This is a genomic window from Arenimonas metalli CF5-1 (genome assembly GCF_000747155.1).
Classification (GTDB): Bacteria; Pseudomonadota; Gammaproteobacteria; order Xanthomonadales; family Xanthomonadaceae; genus Arenimonas; species Arenimonas metalli.
Genome location: NZ_AVCK01000055.1, coordinates 19,200 through 45,794, shown reverse-complemented (window position 1 = coordinate 45,794; position 26,595 = coordinate 19,200). Strand labels below are relative to the sequence as shown.

The window sequence follows — 26,595 nt, the reverse complement described above, 5'->3', positions numbered from 1 at the left end:
CGTTGCAATCACCGGCGGCGCCTCAGGCGCAGCCCTCGACGTAGAAAACCTGCGGCGGCAGGCCGATCCGCCACTGCACCACCCGCCCCTCGGCGTCGATCTCGAACACCAGGCGCGCGGCCTCGCCGTACTCGGGCGTGACCACCAGGTAGCGGCCCCCGGGCAGGTACTTGTGCGGCTGCTCCTCGACCCGGCTGCCGAAGGTCGCCAGCACGTCGCTGGCCAGCGACCCCACGACGAATCCGCCGGGCGCCGCCGGCACGCGGCCGTACACGTCGTAGCGCACGAACTTCGATTCTTCGAGCATGAAGGCCACGGACTCGTCCGCGCCCTGCGGCGGCCGCGGGTCCATCTCGAGGTAGTAGCAAAGCTCGGTGCCCGTCAGGGTGTAGGGCTGCAGCGGGCGACCCCAGGCCTGGCGAACGCGCTCCTCGCCGTCGCCGAAGCTGGCCGGTCCGAAGCCGCGGAAGTTGACCACCGCGGCATCGTGCTCGCCGCGCGGGCCGGCGGCCTGCGCAGGCACCGGCGCCTCGGGCGCGGCGGGCGTGGCAGGCTCCGGGCTTGCGGCCGGCGCCGGGCCGGGCGTGGCGGCATCGGCGCCGGTGTCACCGGACGGCGGAGCCGAGCAGGCGGCCAGGACGGCCACCAGCAGGGCGCCGGGAAGGAATTTCGCGTGCCGCATCAGCGCACCCCCGGGTCGAACTGGCGGGACAGCCCCTGCCAGCAACGCAGATAGTCGGCCTGCCGTTGGCCCGCGTCCAGCGCCTGGGCGGCGGGGCGGATCACGTGCCGGGATTCGAACATGAAGGCCATGGTGTCGCGGATCACGTCGGGCTTCGACAGGTCGGCGTTCGAGGCCTTCTCGAAGGTGGCCGCGTCGGGGCCGTGCGCGCTCATGCTGTTGTGCAGCGAGGCGCCGCCCGGCACGAAGCCCTCGGCCTTGGCGTCGTAGGCGCCGTGCACCAGGCCCATGAACTCACTGGCGATGTTGCGGTGGAACCACGGCGGCCGGAACGTGTCCTGGGCCACCAGCCAGCGCGGCGGGAAGATCACGAAGTCGATGTTGCTCACGCCCTCGCTGTCGCTGGGCGAATGCAGCACGAGGAAGATCGACGGGTCCGGGTGGTCGTAGCTGATCGAGCCGATGGTATTGAAGCGGCGCAGGTCGTACTTGCTGGGCGCGTAGTTGCCGTGCCAGGCCACCACGTCCAGCGGGCTGTGGTCGATGTCGGCGCGCCACAGGCCGCCCTGGAACTTGGCCACCAGCTCGAAGTCCCCGTCGCGGTCTTCGTAGGCGGCCACCGGCGTCAGGAAATCGCGCGGATTGGCCAGGCCGTTGCTGCCGATCGGGCCGAGGTCGGGCAGCTTGAACATGGCGCCGAAGTTCTCGCACACGTAGCCGCGGGCCTCGCCATCGGGCAGCGACACGGTGAAGCGCAGGCCGCGCGGGATGAGCGCGATCTCCTGCGGCTCGACCTCCAGCACGCCCAGCTCGGTGGCGATGCGCAGGCGCCCCTGCTGCGGCACGATCAGCAGCTCGCCGTCGGCGTCGTAGAAGTAGCGGCCATCCATGTCCTTGTTCGCAGCGTAGACATGGATGCCCATGCCGCCGGCGGACGGACCGCCGTTGCCGGCCATGGTGAACAGGCCATCGAGCCAGTCGGTAGGCGCCGCCGGCATCGGCAGCGGGCTCCAGCGCAGCTGCTCGGGCGTCACCGGCCCGTGGCCGAAGTCGTTGTGGAAGCGCGGATGCGCCAGCGCGCTGAAGGCGCCATGCCCGGCCGCGGGACGGATGCGGTACAGCCAGCTGCGCCGGTTGCAGCTGCGCGGCGCGGTGAACGCCGTGCCCGACACCTGCTCGGCATACAGCCCGTAGGGCGCCCGCTGCGGCGAATTCCGCCCCACCGGCAAGGCCCCCGGCAGCGCCTCCGTCGCAAACTCGTTCCCGAAACCACTCTGGTATTGCAGTGACATGGCGGCGCTTCCGTGGGTCATGTGTTTGAACGCGGATCAGAGCGGATGCACGCGGATAAAAGCGGATGAATCGAATTGAAAAGCTGGATCCTCGCGAATAGAAACGGACGACCTTGGACAACACCCCTTGGTTCTATCCGCTCTTATCCGCGTACATCCGCTCTGATCCGCGTTCAATCACGCCATGCTGAACCTTCGCGACCAGTCAAAGGACGCCGCGGCGGATCTGGTCGCGTTCGATGGACTCGAACAGGGCCTGGAAGTTGCCCTCGCCGAAGCCCTCGTTGCCCTTTCGCTGGATGATCTCGAAGAAGATCGGGCCGATCGCGTTCTGGGTGAAGATCTGCAGCAGCTTGCGCTGCTTGGTTTCCGGGTCGGCGTCGATCAGGATCTTGTTGGCGCGCAGGCGCGGCACGTCCTCGCCGTGGTTGGGAACGCGCTCGTCGATCACGTCGAAGTAGGTGTCGGGCGTGTCGAGGAACTGCACGCCCCGGGCGCGCATCGCCTCGACGGTCGTGTAGATGTCGTCGGTGAAGCAGGCAATGTGCTGGATGCCCTCGCCCTTGTAGGCGTCGAGGTATTCGTTGATCTGCGACTTCGGGTCGTTGGACTCGTTCAGCGGGATGCGCACCACGCCGTCCGGCGCGGTCATCGCCTTCGACACCAGGCCGGTCTTGACGCCCTTGATGTCGAAGTAGCGGATCTCGCGGAAGTTGAACAGGCGCTCGTAGTAGTCGCTCCACTTCTGCATGTTGCCGAAGTAGAGGTTGTGCGTGAGGTGGTCGATGAAGGTCAGGCCGAAGCCCGCCGGGTTCGGGTCGGCGCCCGGGATCAGCTCGTAGTCGGCGGCGTAGGCGTCCTCGCCGGAGGGCACGAGGTAGAGCATGCAGTCGCCGATGCCCTTCACCGCCGGCACGCCGATGGCGCCGGTGCCCGGCTTGTGTTCGATGGCTTCGCCGCCATTGCCCTTCACCACCTCGAACACCTTGGCGACCGGCTGGGTGAAGCGGATCGCGAAGCCGCAGGCGCAGGGGCCGTGCTGGGCGGCGAAGTCGGCGGCGAAGCTGTCCGGGTCCTCGTTCACCAGGAAGTTGACGCCGCCCTGGCGGTAGACGGTGATCTTGCGGGTCTTGTGGCGCAGCGTGGCGCTGAAGCCCATCGCGCGGAACATCGCGTGCAGGTCCATCGGGCTGCCGGCGGGGGCCGCGAACTCGACGAACTCGAAGCCGTCGATGCCCATCGGGTTCTCGAAGGTGGTCGGCTTCATGCCGAGGTTCGGGGCGTGGGTCTGGGGCTGGGCGCTCATGGCGGTCCTCCGGTGGGGGCGGCTTGCATGGGGAAGGCTGCCGTTATAGTTTCATTTGCAACCATTTTCAAGGCGCAGCGCCGCAATGCCCGACCGGGACATCCTGGACCTCGAACATTTCCTGCCCTACCGGCTCTCGGTGCTGTCGAACCGGATCAGCCAGGACATCGCCCGGCTCTACGCCGAGCGCTTCGACCTGGGCGTGACGGAATGGCGGCTGCTGGCCGTGCTGGGCCGCTACCCCGGCCTGTCGGCCAGCGAACTGGCGGAGCGCACGGCCATGGACAAGGTTGCCGTCAGCCGCGCCGTGGCCAGCCTGCTGGCCGCCGGCCGCATCACCCGCGACACCCACGGCGCCGACCGCCGCCGCTCCGTGCTCGAGCTGTCCGAGGAAGGCCAGCGCGTCTACGCCGAAGTCGCACCGGCCGCGCTAGCCTACGAACGCCGCCTGCTGTCGAACCTCAGCGCCGGGGACCGCACCGACCTCGCCCGCCTGGTCGACCTGTTGGGCGCCGCCGAGGCGATCACGAAGTAAAAGCCGTACCGGGTTCATTTTCTTTCTCGCTGAGACTGCGAGCCGCGCCGCGACTCGCAGTCTCAGCGAGAAAGAAAATGAACCCGGTACGGCTTCTGACGAAGGAGTCAAAAGATGGGTTACCTGCGTTGCTTGAGGGGCATTGGCTCCGGCGTCGAATATCCGGCCGAGCCGCCGATGAACCTGGATCCGGTCGACGGCCGGCCGGTGCAGATGGTGCTCGACCTCGAGCGGCTGGCGCGCGAGAAGCCCGGCGCGGCCTGGTACGACCCGCGCCGCAAGGACATGTGGCGCTTCGGTGCGCTGATGCCGCTCGACATCACCGACCCCGCCGACGCTGCGCACATCGTCGCGCTGGGCGAAGGCCACACGCCCCTGCTCGACTACGCCGACCACGCCGTCGCGCGCGCCGCCGGCCTGAAGCTGCAGCTCAAGGACGAAGGCCGCGCCCATCCCGGCTACGGCGCCAATCCCACGCAGAGCTTCAAGGACCGCGGCATGGCGATGGTGGTGGCGATGGCGCGCCGCGCCGGGCTCACCCGCCTCGCGGTGCCCACGCAGGGCAACGCCGGCGATTCGCTGGTGCGCTACGGCCTCGCCGGCGGGATGGAGGTCGTGGTGGCGATGCCCGACGACACGCCGATGCCCATCCTCGGCCAGGTCGCCGCGATGACCCGCCTGCACCCGGGCCGCATCCACCTCGAGCTGGTGAAAGGCACCATCCGCGAGGCGGCCGCCAAGTTGAAGGCGGACTACTGGCCGAACGGCTGGTTCAACTGCGCCACCTTCCAGGAACCCGGCTGGCGCATCGAAGGCAAGAAGACCCTGGGCCTGGAGATGGCCGAGCCGCCGCCGGGCGACACCCACTGGTCGCTGCCCGACGCCATCGTCTACCCCACGGGCGGCGGCACCGGCGTGCTCGGCATGTGGAAGGCCTTCGACGAGCTCGAGGCGCTGGGCCTGATCGACTCGCGCCGCCCGAAGATGTTCTGCGTGCAGTCCGAGGTGACCACGCCGCTGGTGCGCGCCTTCGACGAAGGCGCCGACGACACCCACGCGCTGCCGCAGACCGGGCCCACGCTTTCCACCGGCCTGAACGTCCCCGCCGGCGTCGGCCAGTTCCGCGTGCTGCAGATCATCCGCGCCAGCGGCGGCGCCGCCATCGCGGTGTCCGAAGCCGACACCGCACGCGAACTCGCGGAAGTCTGGCGCGAGCGCCGGCACTGGATCTCGCCCGAAGGTGCCGCCTGCCTCGCCGCCCTGCCCCAACTGCTCGACCGCGGACTGCTCAAGCGCGGGGAGCGCGTGGTCGCCGTCAACACCGGGTCGCTGGAGAAATACTTGCCGGATCTTCGGCATCTCCTTTGACGTCAAAGCCGTACCGGGTTCATTTTCTTTCTCGATGAGACTGCGATCCGCACCGCGGATCGCAGTCTCATCGAGAAAGAAAATGAACCCGGTACGGCTTTTCCAAAGAAAAGCCCCGGCGCTGGGCCGGGGCTTCGGCGATCAATTAACCTGGTTTATTTGACGCCGTGCATGAGCTTGTTGATCAGCGGAGCGATCAGGAACAGCAGCACGCCCGCGCCCAGCAGCAGCCAGAAGCTGAAGGTGAAGCCGTGCAGCGCCGAGGCGACGGTCATGCCGGTTTCGCCCGACACGCTGCCGGCGAAGATGCCCGAGAGGTTGTTGCCGATCGCGGTCGACAGGAACCAGCCGCCCATCGCCAGGCCCACCACCTTCATCGGCGCCAGCTTGGTCACCATCGACAGGCCGATCGGCGACAGGCACAGCTCGCCCACCGTCTGCAGCACGTACACCAGCACCAGCGGCCAGAACGGGATCTGGCCGTCCACGACCAGGTTCTTCAGCGCGTACATCAGCACCAGGAAGGCCACCGCGTTGCCCAGCAGGCCCAGGCCGAACTTGCGCGGGATCGAGGGCTCGATGTTGCGGCTCGCCATCCAGCCCCAGACCAGGGCCACCAGCGGCGCCAGCAGCACGATCGCCACCGGGTTCACCGACTGGAACCAGCCCACCGGGAACTCCCAGCCACCCAGGTCACGGTCGACGATGTTCTGCGCCAGGAAGTTGAACGAGCTGCCGGCCTGCTCGAAGAACATCCAGAACAGCACGTTGAACAGGAAGATGATCAGCATCGCGATCACCTTGTCGCGCGCCACGCCGCCGCCGCGCACGGCCTCGGCCAGCAGCATCACCGCCAGGCCGATGAACAGCGCGCCCAGCACCCAGGCCAGCACCGAGGCACCGACCTTGGCGATCAGCAGGTAAACCAGCGGCACCGCGACCACGCAGCCCAGGATCACCCACATCAGGCTGGTCTTGCCGTTGCGGTCGGCCGGCGGCTCGCCGATGCCCTTGAGCTGGGCGCGGCCGAACCAGAACCACAGGAAGCTGATGATCATGCCCACGCCGGTGGCGGCGAACACGACCTTGTAGTTCTGCTCCATCGGCGTGTCGGTGATCACGCTGGCCAGCCAACCCGTGAGGATCGGCGCGACCAGGGCGCCCGCGTTGATGCCCATGTAGAAGATGGTGAAGCCGCGGTCGCGCCGCGAGTCACCCTGCGCGTACAGCTGGCCGACCATCGTCGAGATGTTCGGCTTGAACAGGCCGTTGCCGACGATCACCAGCGACAGGCCCAGCACGAACAGCGACTGGTTGGGCAGCATGATCACGAACAGGCCCGCCGCCATGATCACCGCGCCCAGCAGGATCGAGCGCTGGTAGCCGATGATGCGGTCGGCGACCCAGCCGCCGAACAGCGCCGTGGCGTACACCAGCGCCAGGAACGCGCCGTAGGTGCGGCTGGCATAGCCCTCGCCCGAGGCGTCGCCGCCAAAGAACTGCGCCACGATGTACAGCGTCAGCGCCCAGCGCATGCCGTAGAAGGCGAAGCGCTCCCAGAACTCGGTCATGAACAGCATCCACAGCGGGCGCGGATGGCCGAGGACGTCCTTGAATTCCGGCACGCCGGCGGTGGCTTGGTTTGCGGTACCGCTCATGCGGTCTCTCCCCTGGGTTTATTGTGGTTATGTGTCCGGCAAGGCCGGGCCGGCCGGCCCCAGCCGGCCTGTGAAGGCCGGGAAGGTTTAGCCGGAATGGGCGGCGCGCGTCAAACCATCGTCACAAACCCGGCCCGTCGGATGAACGGGCCGGGCCGCCGGTTCAGCCGGCCGGGACGTATTCGTAGCTGGCGCCGAAGCCCAGCGGGAAGCCCAGCGCCCAGTAGCCCAGCAGGAAGGCAGTCCAGGTCACCAGCAGGGTGAGCGAGTACGGCAGCATCAGCGCGAGCAGCGTGCCGATGCCCGACGACTTCACGTACCGCTGGCAGAACACCACGATCAGCGGGAAGTACGGCAGCAGCGGGGTGATGATGTTGGTGGTGGAGTCGCCCACGCGGTAGGCCGCCTGGGTCAGGTCGGGCGAGACGCCCAGTTCCATCAGCATCGGCACCATGATCGCGCTGATCAGCGCCCACTTGGCCGAGGCCGAGCCGATCATCAGGTTCACCGAGGCGGTGAGCAGGATGATGCCGATCAGCGTCACCGAGGTCGGCAGGCCGAGTGCGCGCAGGCCGCCGGCGCCCTCGACCGCGATCAGCGCACCGAGGTTGCTCTGGCCGAAGGCCCAGATGAACTGGGCGCAGAAGAAGGCCATCACGATGTAGTAGCCCATGCCGCTCATGGCCTTGGCCATGCCCTGCACCACGTCGCGATGCGTCTTCACCGAACCCGACACCAGGCCGTAGACGACGCCGGGCACCAGGAAGAACACGAAGATCAGCGGCACGATCGACTGCATCAGCGGCGCCTGCGCCACCAGTAGGTTGCTCTGGCCGGGCAGCAGCGGCGTGCCGTCGGGCGCGCGCCAGGCCGAGCCCTCGGGCAGCAGCGTCAGCAGGAACAGCAGCGCGGTGACGCCCATGGCCAGCGCGGCCCAGCCCAGGCCGCCCTTCTCGGACGCCGTCAGCGGGTCGAGCTTGGGCATCTGCGACGCATCGCCGTCCACCGGCGTCCCGCGCAGGCGCGGCTCGATCACGCGGTCGGTGAGGAACCAGCCGACCAGGATGATCAGCACGCTGGAGGCCGTGGTGAAGAAGAAGTTGTTGAGCGGGTTCACGCTCACCGTCGGGTCGGTGAGGTGCGCGGCGGTCTGCGTCAGGCCCGAGAGCAGCGGGTCAAGGCTGCTCGGGATGCCCATCGTGGCCGAGAAGCCACCCGACACGCCCGCGAAGGCCGCGGCGATGCCCGCCAGCGGATGCCGGCCGGCGGCGTAGAAGATCACGGCGCCCAGCGGGATCACCAGCACGTAGCCGGCATCCACCGCGATGTGGCTCAGGATGCCCACGCCGATCAGGGCCGGGGTGAGCAGCATGCGCGGGGTCACCGACAGCGCCGCGCGCAGTGCTGCCGAAATGAAGCCGGTGTGCTCGGCCACGCCCAGGCCCAGCATCGCCACCAGCACCACGCCCAGCGGCGGGAAGGTGACGAAGGTGTTGACCATCGCCGCGGCGAAGCCGGTCAGGGCGGTGCCCTCGAGCAGGTTCTTCACCACGATCGGGTTGCCCGTGCGCGGGTCGATGGCCTCGAACGTCACGCCCGACAGCCACCACGAGACGACCCACACCGCCACCATCAGCAACAGGAAGAGGATGGCCGGGTCGGGCAACTTGTTGCCGATCTTCTCGACCCGGTCCAGGGCGCGCACGACCCAGCCGCGCGGGGCGACGGGCGTGTTGGCGGGGGCTTGGCTCATCGATGGGCTCCGGAAATCAAAGGACGCCGGATGCTAGCAGCCCCTGCCCCGCCCCGGCATCACCCCGGCTGGCCCAGCACCGTGCGCACTTCGAACAGTTCGGGGAAGAAGGTCAGCTCCAGCGCCTGCTTCAGGAAGCCCACGCCCGAGCTGCCGCCGGTGCCGCGGCGGAAGCCGATGATCCGCTCCACGGTCTTCATGTGCCTGAACCGCCAGAGCTGGAAGCTGCCCTCCACGTCCACCAGTTGCTCGCAGGTGGCGTAGGCCTCCCAGTGCGTGTCGGTGTCTTCGTAGATGGCCTTGAACACCGGGATCAGCGCCGGCTCGCGCGCGTGCGGCTGGGACCAGTCGCGCTCGACGCAGCTGGCCGGGATGGCGTGGCCGCGGCGGTGCAGGTGGCGCAGGAACTCGTCGTACAGGCTGGGCGCGTGCAGCACTTCGGTGAGTGCGGCGCTGGCGGCGGCGTCGTGCTCGAACACCTTCACCATGCCGGCGTTCTTGTTGCCCAGCAGGAACTCGATCAGCCGGTACTGCAGCGACTGGAAGCCCGAGGCCGGACCCAGGATGTCGCGGAACTGCAGGTAATCGGCCGGCGTCAGGGTCTCGAGCACCGACCACTGCTCGGTGAGCTGGCGCTGCACCTGCTTCACGCGGGCCAGGATCTTCTGCATCGGGTCGAGCTCGTCGCGCTGCAGGCAGGCGATGGCGGCGCGCAGCTCGTGGATCAGCAGCTTCATCCAGAGCTCGGCCACGTGGTGCTGGACGATGAACAGCATCTCGTCGTGGTGCACCGGGTTCGAGAGCGGCTTCTGGGCGGCCAGCAGGGTGTCGAGCTGCAGGTAGCCGCCGTAGGTCAGGCGCTCGCGCAGGTCGGTGGTGATGGCGTCCTCCAGCGGACGGAGGTTGTCGGGCGAGGTCATCGGGGGTCGGCGGGGGTCGGACAGGGTGTCCATGGTATGTGAAGACCCTGGGGGCTGTCCCCGCGGCCGTTTTTTGCGCCCTGTCACACTTCTGACCCCGAATTCGGATAAATTCCGACCCCTTGGCGGGCTGTCCGCCGATAGCACCGCTTACCTCTGGGGAGAGACACCGCATGAACCCGACCCACCGCGGCCCGCTGGCCGCGACGATCCTGGCTTTGTGCCTCGCGAGCCCTGCCTGGGCTGCGTCCGACCTTGCCATCAGCCAAGTCTACGGCGGCGGCGGCAACTCCGGCGCGCCCTACACCCACGACTTCGTGGAGATCTTCAACCGCGGCCAGACGCCGGTGTCGCTGGCCGGCAAGTCGATCCAGTACGGCTCCTCCACCGGCAACTTCGGCCAGGCACTTGCCCTGCCCTCGGTGACCGTGCAGCCCGGCCAGTACTACCTGGTGCGGCTGGCGGGCGGCGCCACCGGCGTGGCCCTGCCGGCGACCCCCGACTTCAGCGGCTCCTCGCCCAACCTGGCCGGCGCCAGCGGCAAGGTCGCGCTGGTGGATGGCACCGCCAACGTGTCCTGCGGCGCCACGGCGACGCCCTGCAGCGAGTCCCAGCTCGCGCTCTTCATCGACCGCGTCGGCTTCGGCTCCAACAATCTGCCCGAAACCGCGTCCACCCCGCCCCTGAGCAACACCACGGCCGCCTTCCGCGCCGGCGGTGGCTGCACCGACACCGACAACAACAGCGCCGACTTCACCGTCGCCGCCCCGGCGCCGCGCAACAGCGCCACGCCGCTGAACGTGTGCGCCGGCAGCACCGATCCGACCGATCCGGTCGGCAGCGGCAGCGCCAGCCCGGCCAGCCTGGCCGACGGCGACACCACGCTGCTCACCGTCACCGTGACCCCGGGCCGCAACCCGGACTCCACCGGCCTCACGGTGGTGGGCGACCTCAGCGCGATCGGCGGCAACGCCAGCCAGACCTTCCGCGACGACGGCCTGCAGGGCGACGCCGCCGCCGGCGACAACGTGTTCTCGTTCGAGGCCCTGGTCGACGCGGCCAGCCCGGGCGCCGTCTCGCTGCCGTTCACCGTGGCCGACGCGCAGGCACGCAGCGCCAGCGGCAACATCGGCCTGTCGGTGGTCGCCGAAGTGCGCATCTCCGACATCCAGGGTACCGGCACCGGTACGCCGCTGGCCGTCGGCACCCAGGTGCTGACCGAAGGCATCGTCACCGCACGCCGGAGCAACGGCTACTTCATCCAGAGCGCGCCGGGCGACGAGGACGGCAACCCGGCCACCGCCGAAGGCCTGTTCGTGTTCACCGGCGGCACCCCGCCGGTGGACGCCGCCATCGGCAACCGCCTGCGCCTCGGCGGCACGATCACCCAGTTCTCGCGCACCCCGCACGGCTATCCGCTGACCCAGCTGGGCAGCAGCAGCTTTAGCGTTCTCTCGACCGGCAACCCGCTGCCGCCGGCGGTGCTGATCGACGCCTCGGTGCTGTCCGAAGGCGTCGCGCTGGACGCGATGGGCCGCTACCAGGGCATGCGCGTCGAGCTGCCCGCGGCCACCGTGGTCGGACCGACCAATGGCTTCGGTGATTTCTACATCACCCTGCCCACCACCGTGCGCCCCGCGCGCGAGCCCGGCATCGCCGCGCTCGACGCGGTGCCGCTGCCGGCGATGAACAACATCCCGCGCTTCGACCGCAACCCCGAGCGCCTGCGCGTCGAGAGCCTGGGCCTGGAAGCGGGCACCGCGCTCAACCTCGACGCCGGCACCCAGCTGCAGGGCATGGCGGGCGTGATGTACTACGACCGCGGTGACTTCACCCTGCTGCTCGGCGACAACAGCGGCATCGTCGCCACCGGCGGCGCCTTCGTCAGCGCGGTGCCCGCGGCGCCGACCGGCGCGGTGCGCATCGGCAGCTACAACATCGAGAACTTCGCCCTCACCGGCGATTTCCTGACGCGCCTGGACAAGCTGTCCGAGGTCTTCTGCCAGTACCTGGGCAACCCGGACATCGTCGGCCTGGTCGAGATCGCCAACCAGGCCGCGGCCGACCGCTTGGCCGCGGCCATCAACACCAACGAGTTCGGCACCTGCCCGGACAGCCCGCAGTACACCGCCACCGTGCTCGCCAGTAGCGGCAGCCAGCGCCTGGGCTTCCTGGTCAAGACCGCGCCGGTGGCCGGTGGCGCGCCGCGGGTGGCGGTGGATTCGGTCACCGAGATGTTCACCACCGAACCGCTGGTGGCACCGGACGGCAGCACCGCCTCGGGCCTGCTGTTCGACCGTGCGCCGCTGCTGCTGGCCGCGCGCGTCACCGGCGACAACGGCCAGGCGTTCCCGGTCAGCGTGCTGCTCAACCACACGCTGTCGCTGCTCGACGTCAACTCGCTGGCGACCCGCAGCGATGCCTGGCTCACCGCCGGCAACCGTTCGCGCGGCAAGCGCCTGCAGCAGGCGGTGATGCTGTCGGAGCTGGTGGAGGCGATCCAGACCGACCCGACACCGGCCAACCTGGTGTTGATCGGCGACTACAACAGCTTCGACTTCAGCGACGGCTACGTGGACGTGATGGGCATCATCGGCGGCACGCCGGCCCCGGTCGACGAAGTGCTGCTCAGCGGCCCCAGCGCCGTCACCCGCCCGCTGGTGAACCTGATCGGCACCAAGCCCGAGGCCGAGCGCTACTCGTACGTGTTCGAAGGCAACATCCAGACCCTCGACCACGCGCTGGTGAACGACACCGTGCTGGCCAACACCGAAGCCCGCCTGTTCCACGCCCGCGTGAACAGCGACTTCGCCACCGACAACGCCGCCGACCCGACCGTGCCGGTGCGCACCTCCGACCACGATCCGCTGGTGGCCGAGCTGCGCGTGGGCCAATTCCTGGACGCCGACCTGGCCGTCGTGGTCGACAGCCCGCGCAAGCCCGTGCCGAGCGGCCGCATCGCCCACTTCGACGTGACGGTGGCCAACCTGCTGTCTGCGGATGCGCTGCAGCCGGCGCTGCGGGTGGCGGTCGAAGCCATCCCGTCCCGGGTGCGGATCGCCCCGGTGGGCGGCTGGACCTGCGACGCCCCGGTGGCCACCGAGGCCGGCAGCGAGATCGCCTGCCGCCGCGACGCGGCCATGGCCCCGGGTGCAATGGAGCGCCTGCGCCTCGAGGTGGACGCCGTACGACTCGGCGTGTTCCAGACTGTTGACGTAGAAGCAACAGCGACCACCCTAAGCCGCGACCTGGATGCCGCCAACAACGCCGATACCGGAAACGCTAGGATCGTGGGACAGCCGCAGAACCCATTCAATCGCTGACCGGCTGTTCCGGGTTGGATCCGACCCGAGGCTTCGATCGACCCCGCCTGACCGGCGGGGTCTTTTTTTGGCGACGGCGGCACCACGAAGCGTGTGATCGATGGCCTCGGTACGCAGTTGGTGAAAATCGCGCGGGAACCCACGCCGGCGTACGGTGCAGGGCGTGCGCCATCACCGCGCGCAGCAAGGCGCTGGTTTCACGCTTCTGAGCGGACCGGCGCTTGCCACGCCCGGTCCGGGGCTGCTATCAAACGGGTCTGCCTGGGAGGGCCCGTGATGGCGACCGTTGCCAGTTTCGAAATCGAATACCTGCAGTACCTGGGGCCCGACGGCCGTTTGGTGCGTGACGACCTGCCCGAGTTCGCGAAGGACCGGAAGAACCTGGTCGAATTGTTCAAGACCATGCTGTACGTGCGCACCTTCGACACCAAGGCGGTGGCGCTGCAGCGCACCGGCAAGCTGGGCACCTACGCCAGCTGCCTGGGCCACGAGGCTGCGCACATCGGCATCGGCACGGCGATGCAGTACGACGACGTGTTCGCGCCGTCCTACCGCGAGTACGGCGCCCAGATCGTCCGCGGCGTGAAGCCGCGCGACATCCTGATGTACTGGGGCGGCGACGAGCGCGGCAACGATTTCTCCGGCCCGCCGCACGACTACCCGTGGTGCGTGCCCATCGCCACCCAGTGCCTGCACGCGGCCGGCGCGGCGCTGGCCTTCAAGCTGCGCGGCGAGCCGCGCGTGGCGGTCACCTGCGTCGGCGACGGCGGCAGTTCGAAGACCGACACCTACGCCGCGATCAATTCCGCCGGCGCGTACACCCTGCCCTTCGTGCTGTGCATCATCAACAACCAGTGGGCGATCTCGGTGCCGCGCAAGGCCCAGACCGGCGCCAAGACCCTGGCCCAGAAGGGCCTGGCCGGCGGCCTGGACTGCGTGCAGGTGGACGGCAACGACATCATCGCCGTGCGCGCCGCGATGGACCACGCCATCAAGCGGGCCCGCAACGGCCACGGCGGCAGCGTGCTCGAGCTCGTCACCTACCGCCTCTCCGACCACACCACCGCCGACGACGCCCGCCGCTACCGCGACGACGCCGAGGTCAAGGCCGGCTGGGAACGCGAGCCGATGTCGCGCCTGCGCACCTTCCTGATTTCCGAAGGCGTGTGGAGCGAAACCGAAGAGGCCGCGTGGAAGGAAGAATGCGGCAAGCGCGTGGACGAAGAAGTGAACGCCTACCTCGAGACCAAGGTGCAGCCGGTGGAAGCGATGTTCGATTACCTCTACGCCGAGCTTCCGGCTGAGCTCGAAGCCCAGCGCGCCGACGCGATCCAGTGGGAGGGCCGCTGATGGCCGCCATCACCCTGATCGAGGCGATCACCCAGGCGCTGGCCTGGGAGATGAAGCACGACGACACGGTCGTGGTGCTGGGCGAGGACGTGGGCGTGAACGGCGGCGTATTCCGCGCCACCGCCGGCCTGCAGCAGACCTTCGGCAGCGAGCGCGTGCTCGACACGCCGCTGGACGAGACCACCATCGCCGGCCTCACCGTCGGCCTGGCCTCGCAGGGCTTCAAGCCGGTGGCCGAGGCGCAGTTCGACGGCTTCATGTACCCGATGGTGGACCACATCGTCTGCCACGCCGCCCGCTTCCGCTACCGCACCCGCGGCCGCCTGACCTGCCCGATGGTGCTGCGCGTGCCCTGGGGCGGTGGCATCCGCGCGCCCGAGCATCATTCCGAAGCCAACGAGTCGATCTTCACCAACGTGCCGGGCCTGCGCGTGGTGATGCCGTCCTCGCCGCAGCGCGCCTACGGCCTGCTGCTGGCCGCGATCCGCGACCCGGACCCGGTGATCTTCTTCGAGCCCAAGCGCATCTACCGCCAGTACAAGGAAGAAGTGCCCGACGACGGCGAGGCGCTGCCGCTGGACGTGTGCTTCGTGCTGCGCGACGGCAGCGACGTCACCCTGGTCACCTGGGGCGCGCAGGTGAAGGAGACGCTGGAGGCCGCCGACAAGCTGGCCGAGCAGGGCATCAGCGCCGAGGTCATCGACGTGGCCACGCTGACGCCGCTCGACTTCGACACCATCAAGGAGTCGGTGGCCAAGACCGGCCGCTGCGTGATCGTGCATGAGGCCGCGAAGACCGCGGGCTTCGGCGCCGAAATCGCCGCGCGCTTGTCGGAGGAGTCGATGTTCGACCTGGTCGCCCCGGTCGAGCGCGTCACCGGCTACGACACCCACATTCCCCTGTTCCGCCTGGAGATGAAGTACCTGCCCAGCGTGGACAAGATCGTCGCCGCCGCCCAGCGCGTCGCCGCGGCCGGCTGAGGACATTCCATGAGCGAGAAGAAACTGTTCCTGCTGCCCGACCTGGGCGAGGGCCTGCCCGACGCCGAGATCGTCGAGTGGCTGGTCAAGGTCGGCGACGTCGTGAAGCTCGACGAACCGCTGGTGTCGATGGAAACCGCGAAGGCGGTGGTGGAAGTGCCGTCGCCGTACTCCGGCAAGGTACTGCGCCTGGCCGGCGGCGCCGGCGACGTGATCGAGACCGGCCACTGGCTGGTGGAAGTCGAGATCGACCCGTCGCTGCCGCAGCGCGCCGACGCCCAGGACACCGGCCATTCGCACGGCCACAAGCCCGCCGCGGCTGTAGGAGGGACTTCAGTCCCGAACGCTTCACCCGCGGAAAGCTTCGGGACTGAAGTCCCTCCTACAGGGGAGGACGAGGCCGACGCGGGCACCGTGGTCGGCGCGATGGAAAGCTCCAACGCCGTGCGCAGCGAGCAGGCCATCGCCGTCGGCGGCGTCAAGGCGATGCCGGCCGTGCGCGCGCTGGCGAAGAAGCTCAAGGTCGACCTGGCCCGCGTGACGGCCACGGGCGCCAACGGCGACGTGACGCTGGCGGATGTGAAGCGCGCCGCGGCCAATCCCGTGGCCTCCGCCCCGCGCCCGACACCTGTAGGAGGGCCTTCAGGCCCGAAGCCTCTCGCCGAGCGCCCGCAACCCCCGGCGAAGAGCTTCGGGGCTAAAGCCCCTCCTACAGACAGCGATGCGAAGCTCGACGTGGATGATCCGGTCCGCGGCGTGAAGCGCAACATGATCCGCACCATGTCGCAGGCGCACGCCGAAGTGGTGCCGACCTCGCTGATGGACGACGCCGACATCCACGCCTGGGCCCCGGGCGAGGACATCATGGCGCGCCTGATCCGCGCGCTGGGCGTGGCCGCGCAGGCCGTGCCCGCGCTCAACTCCTGGTTCAACGCGAAGGAAGGCACGCTGCGCCGCCACTCGCGCGTGGACGTGGGCATCGCCATCGATTCGCCCGACGGCCTGTTCGTGGCCAACCTGCGCGGAGCCGAGAGGCTCGACGCCTGGCAGATCCGCGGCGAGCTCAACCGCATCCGCGACGGCGTGCGCACCCGCAGCCTGCCGCCGGAAGACCTGCGCGACTACACCCTGATGCTGTCGAACTTCGGCGTCTTCGCCGGCAAGTACGCCACGCCGGTGGTGGTGCCGCCCTGCGTCTGCATCGTCGGCGCCGGCCGCCTCTACCACGCGGTGGTGCCGGTGCTGGGCGGGCTGGAGACCCACCGCACGATGCCGATCTCGCTCACCTTCGACCACCGCGCCTGCACCGGCGGCGAGGCGGCCCGCTTCCTGCGCGCCCTCCTCGACGACCTCCAGCGCCCGAACTGACGTGCCCCACCACAGCCGCCTCGCAGGCTTCATCATCGACTGCGAGGGCGGCTCGCTGGGGAAGGCCGCGCGGTTCTGGAGCCGCGCCCTGGGCCTGCCGGTGCTGGATCCCGACGAGGGTGGCGAAGACAAGTACGCGCGCCTGGACGGCAGCCGCCACGGCCTGCACATCGAAGTCCAGAAGGTGGACCACCCCTCGCGCGTGCACCTGGACATCGAGACCGATGACCTCGAGGCCGAGGTCGCCCGCCTGATCGCGCTCGGCGCCACCGAAGCCTCGCGGCCGCGCCATCGCCGCTGGGTGGTGATGCAGGCGCCCACCGGCCAGCGCTTCTGCGTGGTCAAGGCGCGCGAGCCGCTGACGGCCGCGAACGCCGACCGCCACCCCTGAAACAACGGGGTCAGGTTCGGAACCTGACCCCGCGCCTAGTCTTCGGCGGCTTCGACGCGGTCGCGGCCGCGGCGCTTGGCGCGATAGAGCGCCTGGTCGGCCTGCTGGAACAAAACCTCGGGTGCGTCGCGCCCCGCCAGGCCCATGGCGATGCCCGCCGAGACCGTCACCGGCATCGGCAGGTCCGGGCGCGCGGCGATGTCGCGCCGGATGCGCTCGACCACGGTGCGGGCGCCGGCCAGCGGCGTGCCGGGCATGATCACCAGGAACTCCTCGCCGCCGTAGCGCGCGGCGATGTCGCCGCCGCGCACGCCCTTGGCGATTTCCTCGCCGACGATGCGCAGCACTTCGTCGCCGGCCGCGTGGCCCAGGGTGTCGTTGATGCGCTTGAAGTAGTCGATGTCCAGCACCGCCACCACGTAGGGCGCATTCCGCGCCTGCGTCTCGACCTCCTGGCGGACCTTCTCCAGCCCGGTGCGGTTGAGCAGGCCGGTGAGCGCGTCGGTGCTGGCTTCGGTGGCCAGCTCGCTGTTCTCGGCCTCGAGCTGGCGCTGGTAGCGCAGCAGGTCGCGGGTGAACAGCTCGCGCTCGGCCAGCTGGCGCTGGCTGTCGAGGTGGCCGCGGCGCAGCTCCAGCAGCTGCACGGCCAGGCGCGCGAGCGCGCGCAGGGCATGTTCCTGTTCCGGCGACAGCGTGCGCGGCTCCACGTCCACCACGCAGACCGTGCCCAGCGCGTGCCCGCCCGGCGCGACCATCGGTGCACCGGCGTAGAAGCGCAGGTGGTCGGGCCCGGTGACCTGCGGATAATTCCTGAAGACAGGGTGCACGGAGGCGTCCTCCACCACCGTCACCGCGTCCGGACGCCGGATCGCGATGTCGCAGAACGCGATGCTGCGCTCGGTCTCCTCGCCTTCGATGCCCTCGGCGGCCTTGAACCACTGCCGCTCCTCGTCGACGAAGGTCATCACCGCCTGCGGGGTGCCGCAGACTTCGCGCGCCAGCGCGACGATGTCGTCATAGGCCTGCTCGGGCAGGCTGTCGAGGATGCGATACCGGCGCAGCGCCGCCAGCCGGGCCTGCTCGTCGGCCTCGGGTAACGGTGGAGGGCACGTGGTGCTCGAATCCATCAGGGCAGCCTCCGGGGAATTCCGGCCAGTTTAGGAAACGCCCCCTGCAATACAAGGCACCGGGCGGCCGAGCGGCCGCTGGCGTTCAGTCTTCCGCGGCCACGATCCGATTGCGGCCACCTCGCTTCGCGCGGTACAGGGCCTGGTCGGCCTCGCGGAACACCGCCTCGGGGTCGTCGCGGCCGGCCACGCCGCAGGCCAGTCCACCGGAGAGCGTCATCGGCGCCGCCATGTCCGTGCGGGCCTGCACCGAGCGCCGGATGCGTTCGACCACGGTCATCGCACCGGCCATCGGCGTGCCGGGCATCAGCAGCAGGAACTCCTCGCCACCGTAGCGCACGGCGATGTCGCCGCCGCGGATGTTGCGGCGGATCTCGGCCGCCACCGCCCGGATGGCCAGGTCGCCGGCGGCGTGGCCGTGGTTGTCGTTGATCCGCTTGAAGTGGTCCACGTCCAGCACGGCCACCGCGTAGACGCCGCTGGTCAGCCACTTCGCCGACAGGGCCTCGCCGCGAAGCTTCTCCAGGCCGCTGCGGTTGAGCAGGCCGGTGAGGGCATCGCGGCTCGCCTCCACCGCCAGCTCGGCGTTCTCGACCTCCAGCTGGCGCTGGTAGTCGACCATGCCGCGAGCCATCAGTTCGCGCTCCGCCACCAGGCGCTGCAGCTCGAGGTTGCGCTCGCGCGCCTCGAACAGCCGCATGACCTGCCTGGACAGGGCGGACAGCGCCGCCGCCGCCCGCTCGCCCAGCTCGCGCGGCACGGCGTCGATGACGCAGATCGTGCCCAGGGCATGGCCATCGCCGGTCACCAGCGGGGCGCCGGCGTAGAAGCGGATGCCGGGCGCGCCGGTCACCAGCGGGTTGTCGGCGAAGCGGTCGTCGCGCGTGGCGTCCCGGACCACCATCAGTTCCGACGGCCGGCGGATGGCGTGGTCGCAGAAGGAAATGCTGCGCGGCGTCTGTGGCGCCGTCAGGCCCAGGCGCGCCTTGAACCACTGCCGGTCACCGTCCACCAGGCTCACGAGCGCGATCGGCGTGTCGCAGATCGCGGCCGCCAGCAGCACCAGGTCGTCGTAGGCTTCCTCGGGCACGGTGTCGAGCACGCGAAAGCGCTGCAACGCCGCCATCCGGTCGGGTTCACCCGACCCGGGCAGCGGCCACGCCGGGGAAGGAGTCGGTTCGAGCTCGCCGGCGTGGTGCATGCGCTGAGCCTCGCGGACCAGAGGCCTGCAGTCTACCCCGCCACGGTTTCCGGGCAAGCCGGGGGCCCGGCGCCCGGACGCGGTTGCGGCAAAGACGCCGGGACGCGCGACGCGCTAGCGGAACCGCATCCCGCGCCACGCCCAGGCGACCGCGATGACCGCGAGGAAGGCCTTGTAGGCGAGCAGGCTGGCCAGCACCTGGCGCCAGATCGGCCCGGCTTCGATGCTGGTGCTGGCGATCGCGTAACCCCAGCGCCCGGCGATGAAGCTGGCCACGAAGGCCAGCGCCAGCATCGCCAGGTCGAAGTTGCGCCGCGCCGGCGTGCGCGCCAGCGTGCGCGGGTAGAACCAGTACAACGCACCCAGGATCGCGAACCAGGGCAGGAACAGGATGATCGCGAGGTCGGCGATGTCGGCCATCAGGCGCCCTCCTCCGCGAATGCCGCCAGCGCGGCGGCCACTTCTTCCAGCAGCGCGTGCTCCGCGAGTTCACCCATGGCGTCTTCGCCCAGTTGCACGACGCGGCCCGCGCCTTCGCGCAGCCCCGCGCCGGCATCTGCCTTCAGGCGCGCGATGGCCTGCCCGGCCTCGCGCGGCGAGGCATGGCCCAGGCCCAGCAACAGCTCGCGCCCATCCGCCGCCACCAGCTTGAAGTGGAATCGCCCGTCGGTCTCGCGGTACTGCTTGAACTGCGGCACGGCCGCCTTGGCCTTGCCGGCCTGCGCCACCACGACCTGCTCGCGCAGGTCGCGCAGGCCCACGGCGTGGCGAAGCTCGGCCAGCAGCGGCGTGGCGATCCGGCGCGCCTTGATCGCGCCCTCGCGCAGGATGGCCTCGATCTCGATCGGCTTGGCCATCAGCGCCTCGTACTTCTCGCGCATGGGCGCGACTTCGGCGTCGATCTGCTCGAACAGCGCCTGCTTCGCCTCGCCCCAGCCGATGCCGTCGGCGAAGGCCTTCGCAAAGGCCTGCGACTGCTCCGGCGTCGAGAACGCCTGGTGCAGCTGGAACAGCGCCGAACCCTCGGTGTCCTTCGGCTCCCCCGGCGCCCGCGAATCGGTCACGATCGAGAAGATCAGCTTCTTCAGCTCGGCGCGCGGCGCGAACAGCGGGATGGTGTTGTCGTAGCTCTTGCTCATCTTGCGGCCGTCGAGGCCGGGCAGCGTGGCCACGTTCTCCTCGATCGCCGCTTCCGGCAGCACGAAGTGATCGCCGTACAGATGGTTGAAGCGCGCGCCGAAATCGCGCGCCATCTCGATGTGCTGGATCTGGTCGCGCCCCACCGGCACCGAGTGCGCCTTGAACATCAGGATGTCGGCGGCCATCAGCACCGGGTACATGAACAGGCCCGCGCTGACGCCGGCATCGTCGTCCTCGCCCGCCTCGCGGTTGCGGTCCACCGCCGCCTTGTAGGCGTGCGCGCGGTTGAGCAGGCCCTTGCCGGCCACGCAGGTCAGCAGCCAGGTCAGCTCCGGGATCTCGGGGATGTCGGACTGGCGGTAGAACCACACCTTGTCGGGCTCCAGCCCGCAGGCCAGCCAGCTGGCGGCGATCTCGAGGGTCGAGCGCTGCACGCGCGCCGGGTCCTGCACCTTGATCAGCGCATGGTAGTCGGCCAGGAAATAGAAGCTCTCCACGCCGGGGCGGCGGCTGGCGGCGATCGCGGGGCGGATCGCGCCGGCGTAATTGCCCAGGTGCGGGGTGCCGGAGGTGGTGATGCCGGTGAGGACGCGGGTGGCGGGCATGTCGTCGTCTGCTGTGTGAACCGCGGCATTTTAGCCCGCCCGGGCCGCCAACCCCGTTCGTGCCGGCGGAACGTTGAAATGCGCGCCCAACCCCGGAGCCCGCCCATGAAACGCCTGATCCCCGCCCTCTTCGCCCTGGCCACGCTGGCCAGCCTGCCCGCCGCCGCCCGTTCCGCGGCCCTCGTGGACCTGCAGGTGCTGGACCTGGACCGCCACGAAACCCTGCCCCGCCACCCGCACCACGGCCGCGAGTTCATCGAAGGCCGTCCCGGCCACCGCTACGCCGTGGTGCTGCAGAACCTCACCGGCGAGCGCGTGCTGGCCGTGGTCTCGGTGGACGGCGTGAACGCCATCAGCGGCGAGACCGCCGGCGCCGGACAGGCCGGCTATGTCCTCGGGCCCTGGCAGCGCATGGAAGTGCGCGGCTGGCGCAAGGACCTCTCGCAGGTCGCGGAGTTCGAGTTCACCGCATTGGGCGACAGCTACACCGCCCGCACCGGTCGTCCCGGCAACGTCGGCGTGATCGGCGTCGCCGCCTTCCGCGAGCGCCGCCCGCCGCCGCCGCGCTGGGAAGACGAGATCGCGCAGGCGGCCCCGGCCGAGCGGGCCCGGGGCGGCACCGCCGACGCCGCAGCGCCCGCCGCGGCCGCGGAAAGCGCGCGCGCGGAGGCTTACGCCGGATCGGTGCAGCGCCAGCAGCTCGGCACCGGCCACGGCCAGCGCCGCTGGGATGCCGCCCGGACGACGCACTTCGAACGCCAGAGCGCGCATCCCAACCAGGTGCTGTCGCTCTGGTACGACAGCACCGAGGCCCTGGTCGCCCGCGGCGTGCTGCCCGCCCGCTGGCCGCATTCGCACCGCCAGCCCGAGGCCTTCCCGATCGGCTTCGCCCCCGATCCGTACTGACCAAGCCAATGTAGGAGGGCCTTCAGGCCCGAAGCTTCTGGCCGAAGAGCTTCGGGCCTGAAGGCCCTCCTACACGAACGAAAAAGGGCCGGGCTTTGCAGGCCCGGCCCTTCGGTGTCGCGCGGTGCGGAATCAGTTCTTGGCTTCTTCCGCGGCTTCCTCGAGCTCGCCGCCGGCCTTCTTCACGTCCTTGCCGAAGCCTTCGACGGTGTTGCAGCCGGACAGGGCGAACGCGGCGATCAGGGACAGCAGCACGAGCTGGAACGAACGGGCACGGGTCATGGCGAGCTCCTTTGTTGTTGTGGTGGCCAGAGTCTATTCCGGCCGGATGCACAGTCAATAAACGCCGGGCGTTTTCACCCGGGATTCACGCTGGCGGCGAGCCCCGGTTCAGTCGCGCATCAGCGTCGATTTTCCGAACAGGCTCTCCACCAGGTCCACCGCCAGCAGGCCGGTGCGGTTGTGGTCGTCGAAGGCCGGGTTGAGCTCGACGATGTCCAGCGAGCCGAGGCGGCCGGTGTCGGCGATCATCTCCATCACCAGCTGCGCCTCGCGGTAGTTCGGGCCGCCGGGCACGGTGGTGCCGACGCCGGGCGCGATCGCCGGGTCCAGGAAGTCCACGTCGAAGCTGACGTGCACGTGGGTGTCGGCGTCCACGCCCTCGAGCGCCTTCTCCATCGCGCGCTTCATGCCGAACTCGTCGATGAAGCGCATGTCGTAGATGTCGAGCCCGTATTCCTTCACCAGCCGCTTCTCGCCCTGGTCCACCGAGCGGATGCCGATCTGGCGGATCTCCGACGGCTGGATCGCGGGCGAGCTGCCGCCCAGGTTCACCAGCGCGTCCGGGCCCAGGCCGCACAGGCAGGCCACGGGCATGCCGTGCACGTTGCCGGAGGGCGTGACCTGGCTGGTGTTGAAGTCGGCGTGGGCGTCGAGCCAGAGCACGCGCAGCTTCTTGCCGGTCTCGCGGCAGTGGCGGGCGACGGCGGTGATGCTGCCCACGCCCAGGCAGTGGTCGCCGCCGAGCAGGATCGGCAGGCGGCCGGCCTTGAGCTGTTCGCCCATGGCGTCCATCACGCGGCGGTTCCAGTCCACTACTTCGGCCAGGTGGCGGTAGCCGTCGGTGGGCGGCAGCCAGGGGTTGTAGGGGCCGAGCAGGTTGCCGGTGTCGTGCACTTCCAGCCCGCGCTCGCGCAGGGCCTCGGCCAGGCCGGCGACGCGCAGCGCCTCCGGGCCCATGCTGGCGCCGCGATGGCCGGCGCCGATGTCGGTGGGGGCGCCGATCAGCGCGATCGATCGGGAAAGACTCACTGGCCCGACTCCGAGGCGGCGGGCTTGGCCACGGGTCGGCCTTCGGCCTCCCACCGGAGCCAGCTGCCCTCGATCTGGCGCACTTCGACGCCGGCCTTGGCCAGCACCTCTTCCGCGCTGGTGGCGCGCTTGCCGCTGCGGCAATACACCAGCACCCAGGGGCGGTCGGCGGCCTCGACCTCGGCCAGCCGCGAAGCCAGCTGGTCATGCGGGATGTTCACCGCGCCGGCGACGTGGCCGGCCGCGAACTCCTCGGGGCTGCGCACGTCCAGCAGCAGCGGCGCATCCGGGCGGGCGGTGATCTCGGCGACCGCGGCCGGGGAAACGTCGGGGCGGCCGGCCAGCGCCGCGATCGGCAGCAGGCAGGCCAGCAGCAGGCCCTGGCGGGCCCGGGAAAGCAGCATCGGATGACGGCGCATGGGCGCGTCCTCGCGTGGTTTGGGGGCCCTCAGGATAAGCCCGCCCGCGCGCCGGCCGCCACCCGCGGCGCGGCGGCGGTTCAGTCGCGCGGGAACTTGCGGTCGATCTCGTCGGCGGGCGCCGGGCGGCCGAAGTGGTAGCCCTGCAGCTCGTCGCAGCCGATCTGGCGCAGGAAGCCGGCCTGGGCCTCGTTCTCCACGCCCTCGGCCGCCACCCGCATGCGCAGCTGGTGCGCCATGGCGACGATGGTGCGGGCGATCACGGCGTCGTCGGCGCTCTCGGGCAGGTCGCGGACGAAGCTGCGGTCGATCTTGAGCTTGTCGAGCGAGAACTCGCGCAGGTAGGACAGGCTGGAATACCCGGTGCCGAAGTCATCCAGCGACAGCGACACGCCCAACGCCTTGAGTTCGGCCAGGCGGCCCTGAACGCGCTCGACGTTTTCCATCAGCGAGCTTTCGGTCAGCTCGATCTCGAGCATGGTCGCCGGCACGCCGTGGCGCGACAGCGCCTCGCGCACCTGTTCGACGATGTCGGGCCGCTGCAGCTGCTGGGCCGAGAAGTTCACCGCCACCGTGAAGCCGTCGCGACCCTGGTCGCGCCAGACGCGCAGCTGCCGGCAGGCCTCGTTGAGCACCCACAGGCCCACTTCCGGCATCAGGCCCAGCGACTCGGCGATCGGGATGAAGCGGCCCGGCGGCACCGGCCCGAGGTCGGGGCTGGTCCAGCGCACGAGCGCCTCGAAACCGGTGATGCGCAGGTCGGCGGCGGAAAGCTGCGGCTGGTAGTGCAGGCTCAGCTCGTCGCGGGCGATGGCCTCGCGCAGGCGCGCGCCGAGCACCAGCCGGTCCTCGAGCTCCTGCATCTGGGTGGCGGAGAACTCGCAGATGCTGTCGCGGCCCTGGCGCTTGGCGCGGGTCATCGCCGCCTCGGCGCGGCGCAGCAGCTCCATGCCGCTGTCGCCGTGCTCGGGCGAACGGCTGATGCCGATGCTGGCGGTGAGGAAGAGCTTGTAGCCATCGCCTTCGATCGGCTGCGCGACGGCGGCCCGCACCCGGCGGGCCATGTCCATGGCGCCGGCGCTGTCGACGCCCGGCGCGATCGCCACGAACTCGTCGCCGGCGAAGCGCGACAGGAAGCCCCGGCCGCCCACTTCCGGGCCGATGCGGGCGGCCAGCAGCTGCAGGGCCTCGTCGCCGATCAGGTGGCCCATGGATTCGTTGATGGCGTGGAAGCGGTCGATGTCGATGAACAGCACCGACACCACCGCGCCCTCGGCCGACAGCAACTCCGCCAGCGTGGACTCGAGCACCGGGAAGCGCTGCAGCCCGGTGACCGCGTCGTGGCTGGCGGTGTAGGCCAGCTCGGCCTCCACCCGGTGGCGCTCGGTGAGGTCGTTCTGCACGCCGACGTAGTTCACCAGCCGGCCCTGGTCGTCGCGCACCGGCGAGAGGAACAGGTGGTTCCAGAAATGGCTGCCGTCCTTGCGCCGGTTGCTGATGATGACGTTGCAGTCGCGCTCCTCGCGCAGGGCCGCGCGCAGGATGTCGAGTTCGGCCTGGCTGGTGGCGCCGTCCTGCAGGAAGCGGCAGTTGCGGCCGATCGCTTCCTCCGCGGTGTAGCCGGTCATCTCCACGAAGGCCGGGTTCACGTAGACGATGGGGTTGTCGGCCTGGCGCGGGTCGGTGATGACGATGCCGTTGATGCTCGACTCGACCGCGCGCTCGAGCAGCTGCAGCCGCTCCTCGGCCGAGCGGCGGGCGCTGATGTCGTTGGCCAGCACCTGCCGGCAGGGCCGGCCGTCCAGCACCAGCCGGTGGCTGGTGATCTCGACCCAGAGCGTGCTGCCGTCCTTGCGCCGGTGCTGCCAGACGCCGGCGAAGCCATCGATGCAGCCCCGGCCGGCCAGGTGGGCGCGGAGGCGCTCGGCCTCGGCCGGGGTGCGGATGTCGGCGATGGTCATCATCGCCAGCTCGTCGCGGTCGTAGCCGTAGTTGGCCACCATGGCGTCGTTCACCGCCACGAAGCGCAGCGTCTCGGTGTCGTAGACCCAGGCCGGCATCGGGTTGCGGTTGAACAGGGTCTGGTAGCGCTGCCGGGCCTCGTCCAGCTCACCGACGTGGCGGGCGCGCTCGGCGGCGTAGCGCAGCGAGCGCGCCAGCTTCTCGCCGTCGATGTTGCCCTTGACCAGGTAATCGGCGGCGCCCGCATCCAGGGCCTCGCGGTCCACTTCGTCGTTGCCCTGGCCGGTCAGCATGATCACCGGCCGGTGCGCGCTGCCCTCGGCCACCGCCAGCCGCACCAGGTCCAGGCCGTTGTCGGGGCCCAGCAGGTAATCGACCAGGTAGACGTCGTAGCGGCCCGCGCGCAGGGCCTCGACGCCCTGCTTCAGGGTCGGCACCCAGTCGAGCGTGAACTGGCCGGCGGGGAAATCCGCCAGCAGGTCGCGCAGGATCAGGAAATCCTCTTCGTCGTCGTCCACCACGAGGACGCGAAGATGGATCGGCCGCATCATTTCGCCGGGTGCCCCGCGGGCGGCAGGTCGACGATCTGCAGCCAGTACTTGCCCAGCGTCTGCACGACCTCGATCAGGGCCGCGAAGCTGACCGGCTTGGTGATGAAGGAATTGGCGCCATCGCTGTAGCTGTTGGCCACGTCCTCCTCGGCCTTGGAGGTGGTCAGCACCACCACCGGGATTTCACGCAGCTCGGGGTCGGCCTTGATCTCGCGCAGGGCCTCGCGGCCGTCCTTGCGGGGCATGTTGAGGTCGAGCAGGATCAGGCCCGGCATGGGGTAGCGCACGGCGTCGGCGAAGGCGCCGCGACGCTTGAGGTAGTCCATCAGCTCCTCGCCGTCCGCCACGAACTGCAGCGGATTGCCCAGGCGGCATTCCTGGAACGCCTCGCGGGTCATCAGCCTGTCGTCGGCGTCGTCCTCGGCCATCAGGATGGTGATCAACGGG

23 protein-coding genes are annotated in these 26,595 nt (G+C 69.9%); 8 read left to right on the top strand and 15 right to left on the bottom strand.

Going from position 1 to position 26,595, the window contains the following annotated elements; translation table 11 throughout:
• Positions 1 to 22: 22 nt before the first annotated feature.
• The 3 genes from N787_RS11895 to hppD all read right to left on the bottom strand — a co-directional run bounded on the left by N787_RS11895 (position 23) and on the right by hppD (position 3,280).
• Positions 23 to 682 (bottom strand): hypothetical protein, encoded by a 660-nt coding sequence (locus tag N787_RS11895; protein WP_034214433.1) that lies wholly within the window; start codon positions 680 to 682, stop codon positions 23 to 25.
• Positions 682 to 1,974, bottom strand: coding sequence for a homogentisate 1,2-dioxygenase (gene hmgA / locus N787_RS11890; protein WP_034214838.1), 1,293 nt, complete (start codon positions 1,972 to 1,974; stop codon positions 682 to 684). Before hmgA ends, N787_RS11895 begins: the two co-directional genes overlap by 1 nt.
• 205 nt (positions 1,975 to 2,179) lie before the next feature.
• Entirely contained in the window at positions 2,180 to 3,280 is a 1,101-nt protein-coding gene (hppD, locus tag N787_RS11885) for a 4-hydroxyphenylpyruvate dioxygenase (protein WP_034214431.1), read from the bottom strand.
• 85 nt (positions 3,281 to 3,365) lie between these two features.
• Between hppD and N787_RS11880 the strand changes: the two genes are divergently transcribed.
• Together N787_RS11880 and N787_RS11875 are read left to right on the top strand one after the other, a co-directional pair.
• Entirely contained in the window at positions 3,366 to 3,815 is a 450-nt protein-coding gene (locus tag N787_RS11880; protein WP_034214429.1) for a MarR family winged helix-turn-helix transcriptional regulator, read from the top strand.
• Positions 3,816 to 3,929: 114 nt separating this feature from the next.
• Positions 3,930 to 5,183, top strand: coding sequence for a threonine synthase (locus N787_RS11875; RefSeq protein WP_156969026.1), 1,254 nt, complete (start codon positions 3,930 to 3,932; stop codon positions 5,181 to 5,183).
• 155 nt (positions 5,184 to 5,338) lie between these two features.
• Here the strand turns inward: N787_RS11875 and N787_RS11870 are convergent, their stop codons facing one another.
• The 3 genes from N787_RS11870 to N787_RS11860 form a co-directional block, all read right to left on the bottom strand.
• Positions 5,339 to 6,841: a peptide MFS transporter gene (locus N787_RS11870; protein WP_034214426.1), complete on the bottom strand. Its 1,503-nt coding sequence runs from the start codon at positions 6,839 to 6,841 to the stop codon at positions 5,339 to 5,341.
• A 163-nt stretch (positions 6,842 to 7,004) separates the two neighbouring features.
• The gene (locus N787_RS11865) at positions 7,005 to 8,594 is read right to left on the bottom strand and encodes an AbgT family transporter (protein ID WP_034214423.1); all 1,590 of its coding nucleotides are present in this window, start codon (positions 8,592 to 8,594) and stop codon (positions 7,005 to 7,007) included.
• A gap of 59 nt (positions 8,595 to 8,653) precedes the next feature.
• Positions 8,654 to 9,547, bottom strand: coding sequence for a tryptophan 2,3-dioxygenase (locus tag N787_RS11860; protein ID WP_425387877.1), 894 nt, complete (start codon positions 9,545 to 9,547; stop codon positions 8,654 to 8,656).
• A gap of 140 nt (positions 9,548 to 9,687) precedes the next feature.
• Between N787_RS11860 and N787_RS11855 the strand changes: the two genes are divergently transcribed.
• From N787_RS11855 to N787_RS11835, 5 genes are all read left to right on the top strand, one after another.
• Complete coding sequence (locus N787_RS11855) at positions 9,688 to 12,837, top strand: lamin tail domain-containing protein (protein WP_034214419.1); 3,150 nt, start codon at positions 9,688 to 9,690, stop codon at positions 12,835 to 12,837.
• Positions 12,838 to 13,113: 276 nt separating this feature from the next.
• Positions 13,114 to 14,187, top strand: a complete 1,074-nt coding sequence (gene pdhA / locus N787_RS11850) for a pyruvate dehydrogenase (acetyl-transferring) E1 component subunit alpha (RefSeq protein WP_034214417.1) — start codon at positions 13,114 to 13,116, stop codon at positions 14,185 to 14,187.
• The gene (locus N787_RS11845) at positions 14,187 to 15,167 is read left to right on the top strand and encodes an alpha-ketoacid dehydrogenase subunit beta (protein ID WP_084590787.1); all 981 of its coding nucleotides are present in this window, start codon (positions 14,187 to 14,189) and stop codon (positions 15,165 to 15,167) included. Before pdhA ends, N787_RS11845 begins: the two co-directional genes overlap by 1 nt.
• Before the next feature lie 9 nt (positions 15,168 to 15,176).
• Positions 15,177 to 16,535: a dihydrolipoamide acetyltransferase family protein gene (locus N787_RS11840; protein ID WP_034214414.1), complete on the top strand. Its 1,359-nt coding sequence runs from the start codon at positions 15,177 to 15,179 to the stop codon at positions 16,533 to 16,535.
• Between the two features lies 1 nt (position 16,536).
• A complete protein-coding gene (locus N787_RS11835) occupies positions 16,537 to 16,926 on the top strand; it encodes a VOC family protein (RefSeq protein ID WP_034214412.1) in 390 nt (129 codons plus the stop codon).
• Between the two features lie 35 nt (positions 16,927 to 16,961).
• Here the strand turns inward: N787_RS11835 and N787_RS11830 are convergent, their stop codons facing one another.
• From N787_RS11830 to N787_RS11815, 4 genes are all read right to left on the bottom strand, one after another.
• Positions 16,962 to 18,053 carry a sensor domain-containing diguanylate cyclase gene (locus N787_RS11830; RefSeq protein WP_034214411.1) on the bottom strand — a complete coding sequence of 364 codons (1,092 nt, stop codon included), beginning with the start codon at positions 18,051 to 18,053 and terminating at the stop codon, positions 16,962 to 16,964.
• A gap of 85 nt (positions 18,054 to 18,138) precedes the next feature.
• The gene (locus N787_RS11825) at positions 18,139 to 19,254 is read right to left on the bottom strand and encodes a GGDEF domain-containing protein (RefSeq protein ID WP_052575427.1); all 1,116 of its coding nucleotides are present in this window, start codon (positions 19,252 to 19,254) and stop codon (positions 18,139 to 18,141) included.
• Positions 19,255 to 19,368: 114 nt separating this feature from the next.
• Positions 19,369 to 19,674, bottom strand: a complete 306-nt coding sequence (locus tag N787_RS11820) for a hypothetical protein (RefSeq protein WP_342668025.1) — start codon at positions 19,672 to 19,674, stop codon at positions 19,369 to 19,371.
• Complete coding sequence (locus tag N787_RS11815) at positions 19,674 to 20,999, bottom strand: tryptophan--tRNA ligase (RefSeq protein ID WP_034214409.1); 1,326 nt, start codon at positions 20,997 to 20,999, stop codon at positions 19,674 to 19,676. The genes N787_RS11820 and N787_RS11815 overlap by 1 nt, the downstream gene beginning before the upstream one ends.
• Positions 21,000 to 21,104: 105 nt before the next feature.
• Between N787_RS11815 and N787_RS11810 the strand changes: the two genes are divergently transcribed.
• Positions 21,105 to 21,905, top strand: coding sequence for a hypothetical protein (locus N787_RS11810; protein ID WP_034214406.1), 801 nt, complete (start codon positions 21,105 to 21,107; stop codon positions 21,903 to 21,905).
• Between the two features lie 132 nt (positions 21,906 to 22,037).
• On the opposite strand, the gene N787_RS14815 is transcribed toward N787_RS11810, so the two are convergent.
• The 5 genes from N787_RS14815 to N787_RS11790 form a co-directional block, all read right to left on the bottom strand.
• Positions 22,038 to 22,187 carry an entericidin A/B family lipoprotein gene (locus N787_RS14815; protein ID WP_084590786.1) on the bottom strand — a complete coding sequence of 50 codons (150 nt, stop codon included), beginning with the start codon at positions 22,185 to 22,187 and terminating at the stop codon, positions 22,038 to 22,040.
• A gap of 108 nt (positions 22,188 to 22,295) precedes the next feature.
• Entirely contained in the window at positions 22,296 to 23,216 is a 921-nt protein-coding gene (gene rocF, locus N787_RS11805; RefSeq protein ID WP_034214405.1) for an arginase, read from the bottom strand.
• On the bottom strand, positions 23,213 to 23,635 hold the full coding sequence (locus N787_RS11800; protein WP_052575426.1) for a rhodanese-like domain-containing protein: 423 nt from the start codon (positions 23,633 to 23,635) through the stop codon (positions 23,213 to 23,215). The genes rocF and N787_RS11800 overlap by 4 nt, the downstream gene beginning before the upstream one ends.
• A gap of 80 nt (positions 23,636 to 23,715) precedes the next feature.
• On the bottom strand, positions 23,716 to 26,145 hold the full coding sequence (locus tag N787_RS11795; RefSeq protein WP_034214826.1) for an EAL domain-containing protein: 2,430 nt from the start codon (positions 26,143 to 26,145) through the stop codon (positions 23,716 to 23,718).
• The gene (locus tag N787_RS11790; RefSeq protein WP_245594009.1) at positions 26,145 to 26,591 is read right to left on the bottom strand and encodes a response regulator; all 447 of its coding nucleotides are present in this window, start codon (positions 26,589 to 26,591) and stop codon (positions 26,145 to 26,147) included. Before N787_RS11790 ends, N787_RS11795 begins: the two co-directional genes overlap by 1 nt.
• Positions 26,592 to 26,595: the final 4 nt, after the last annotated feature.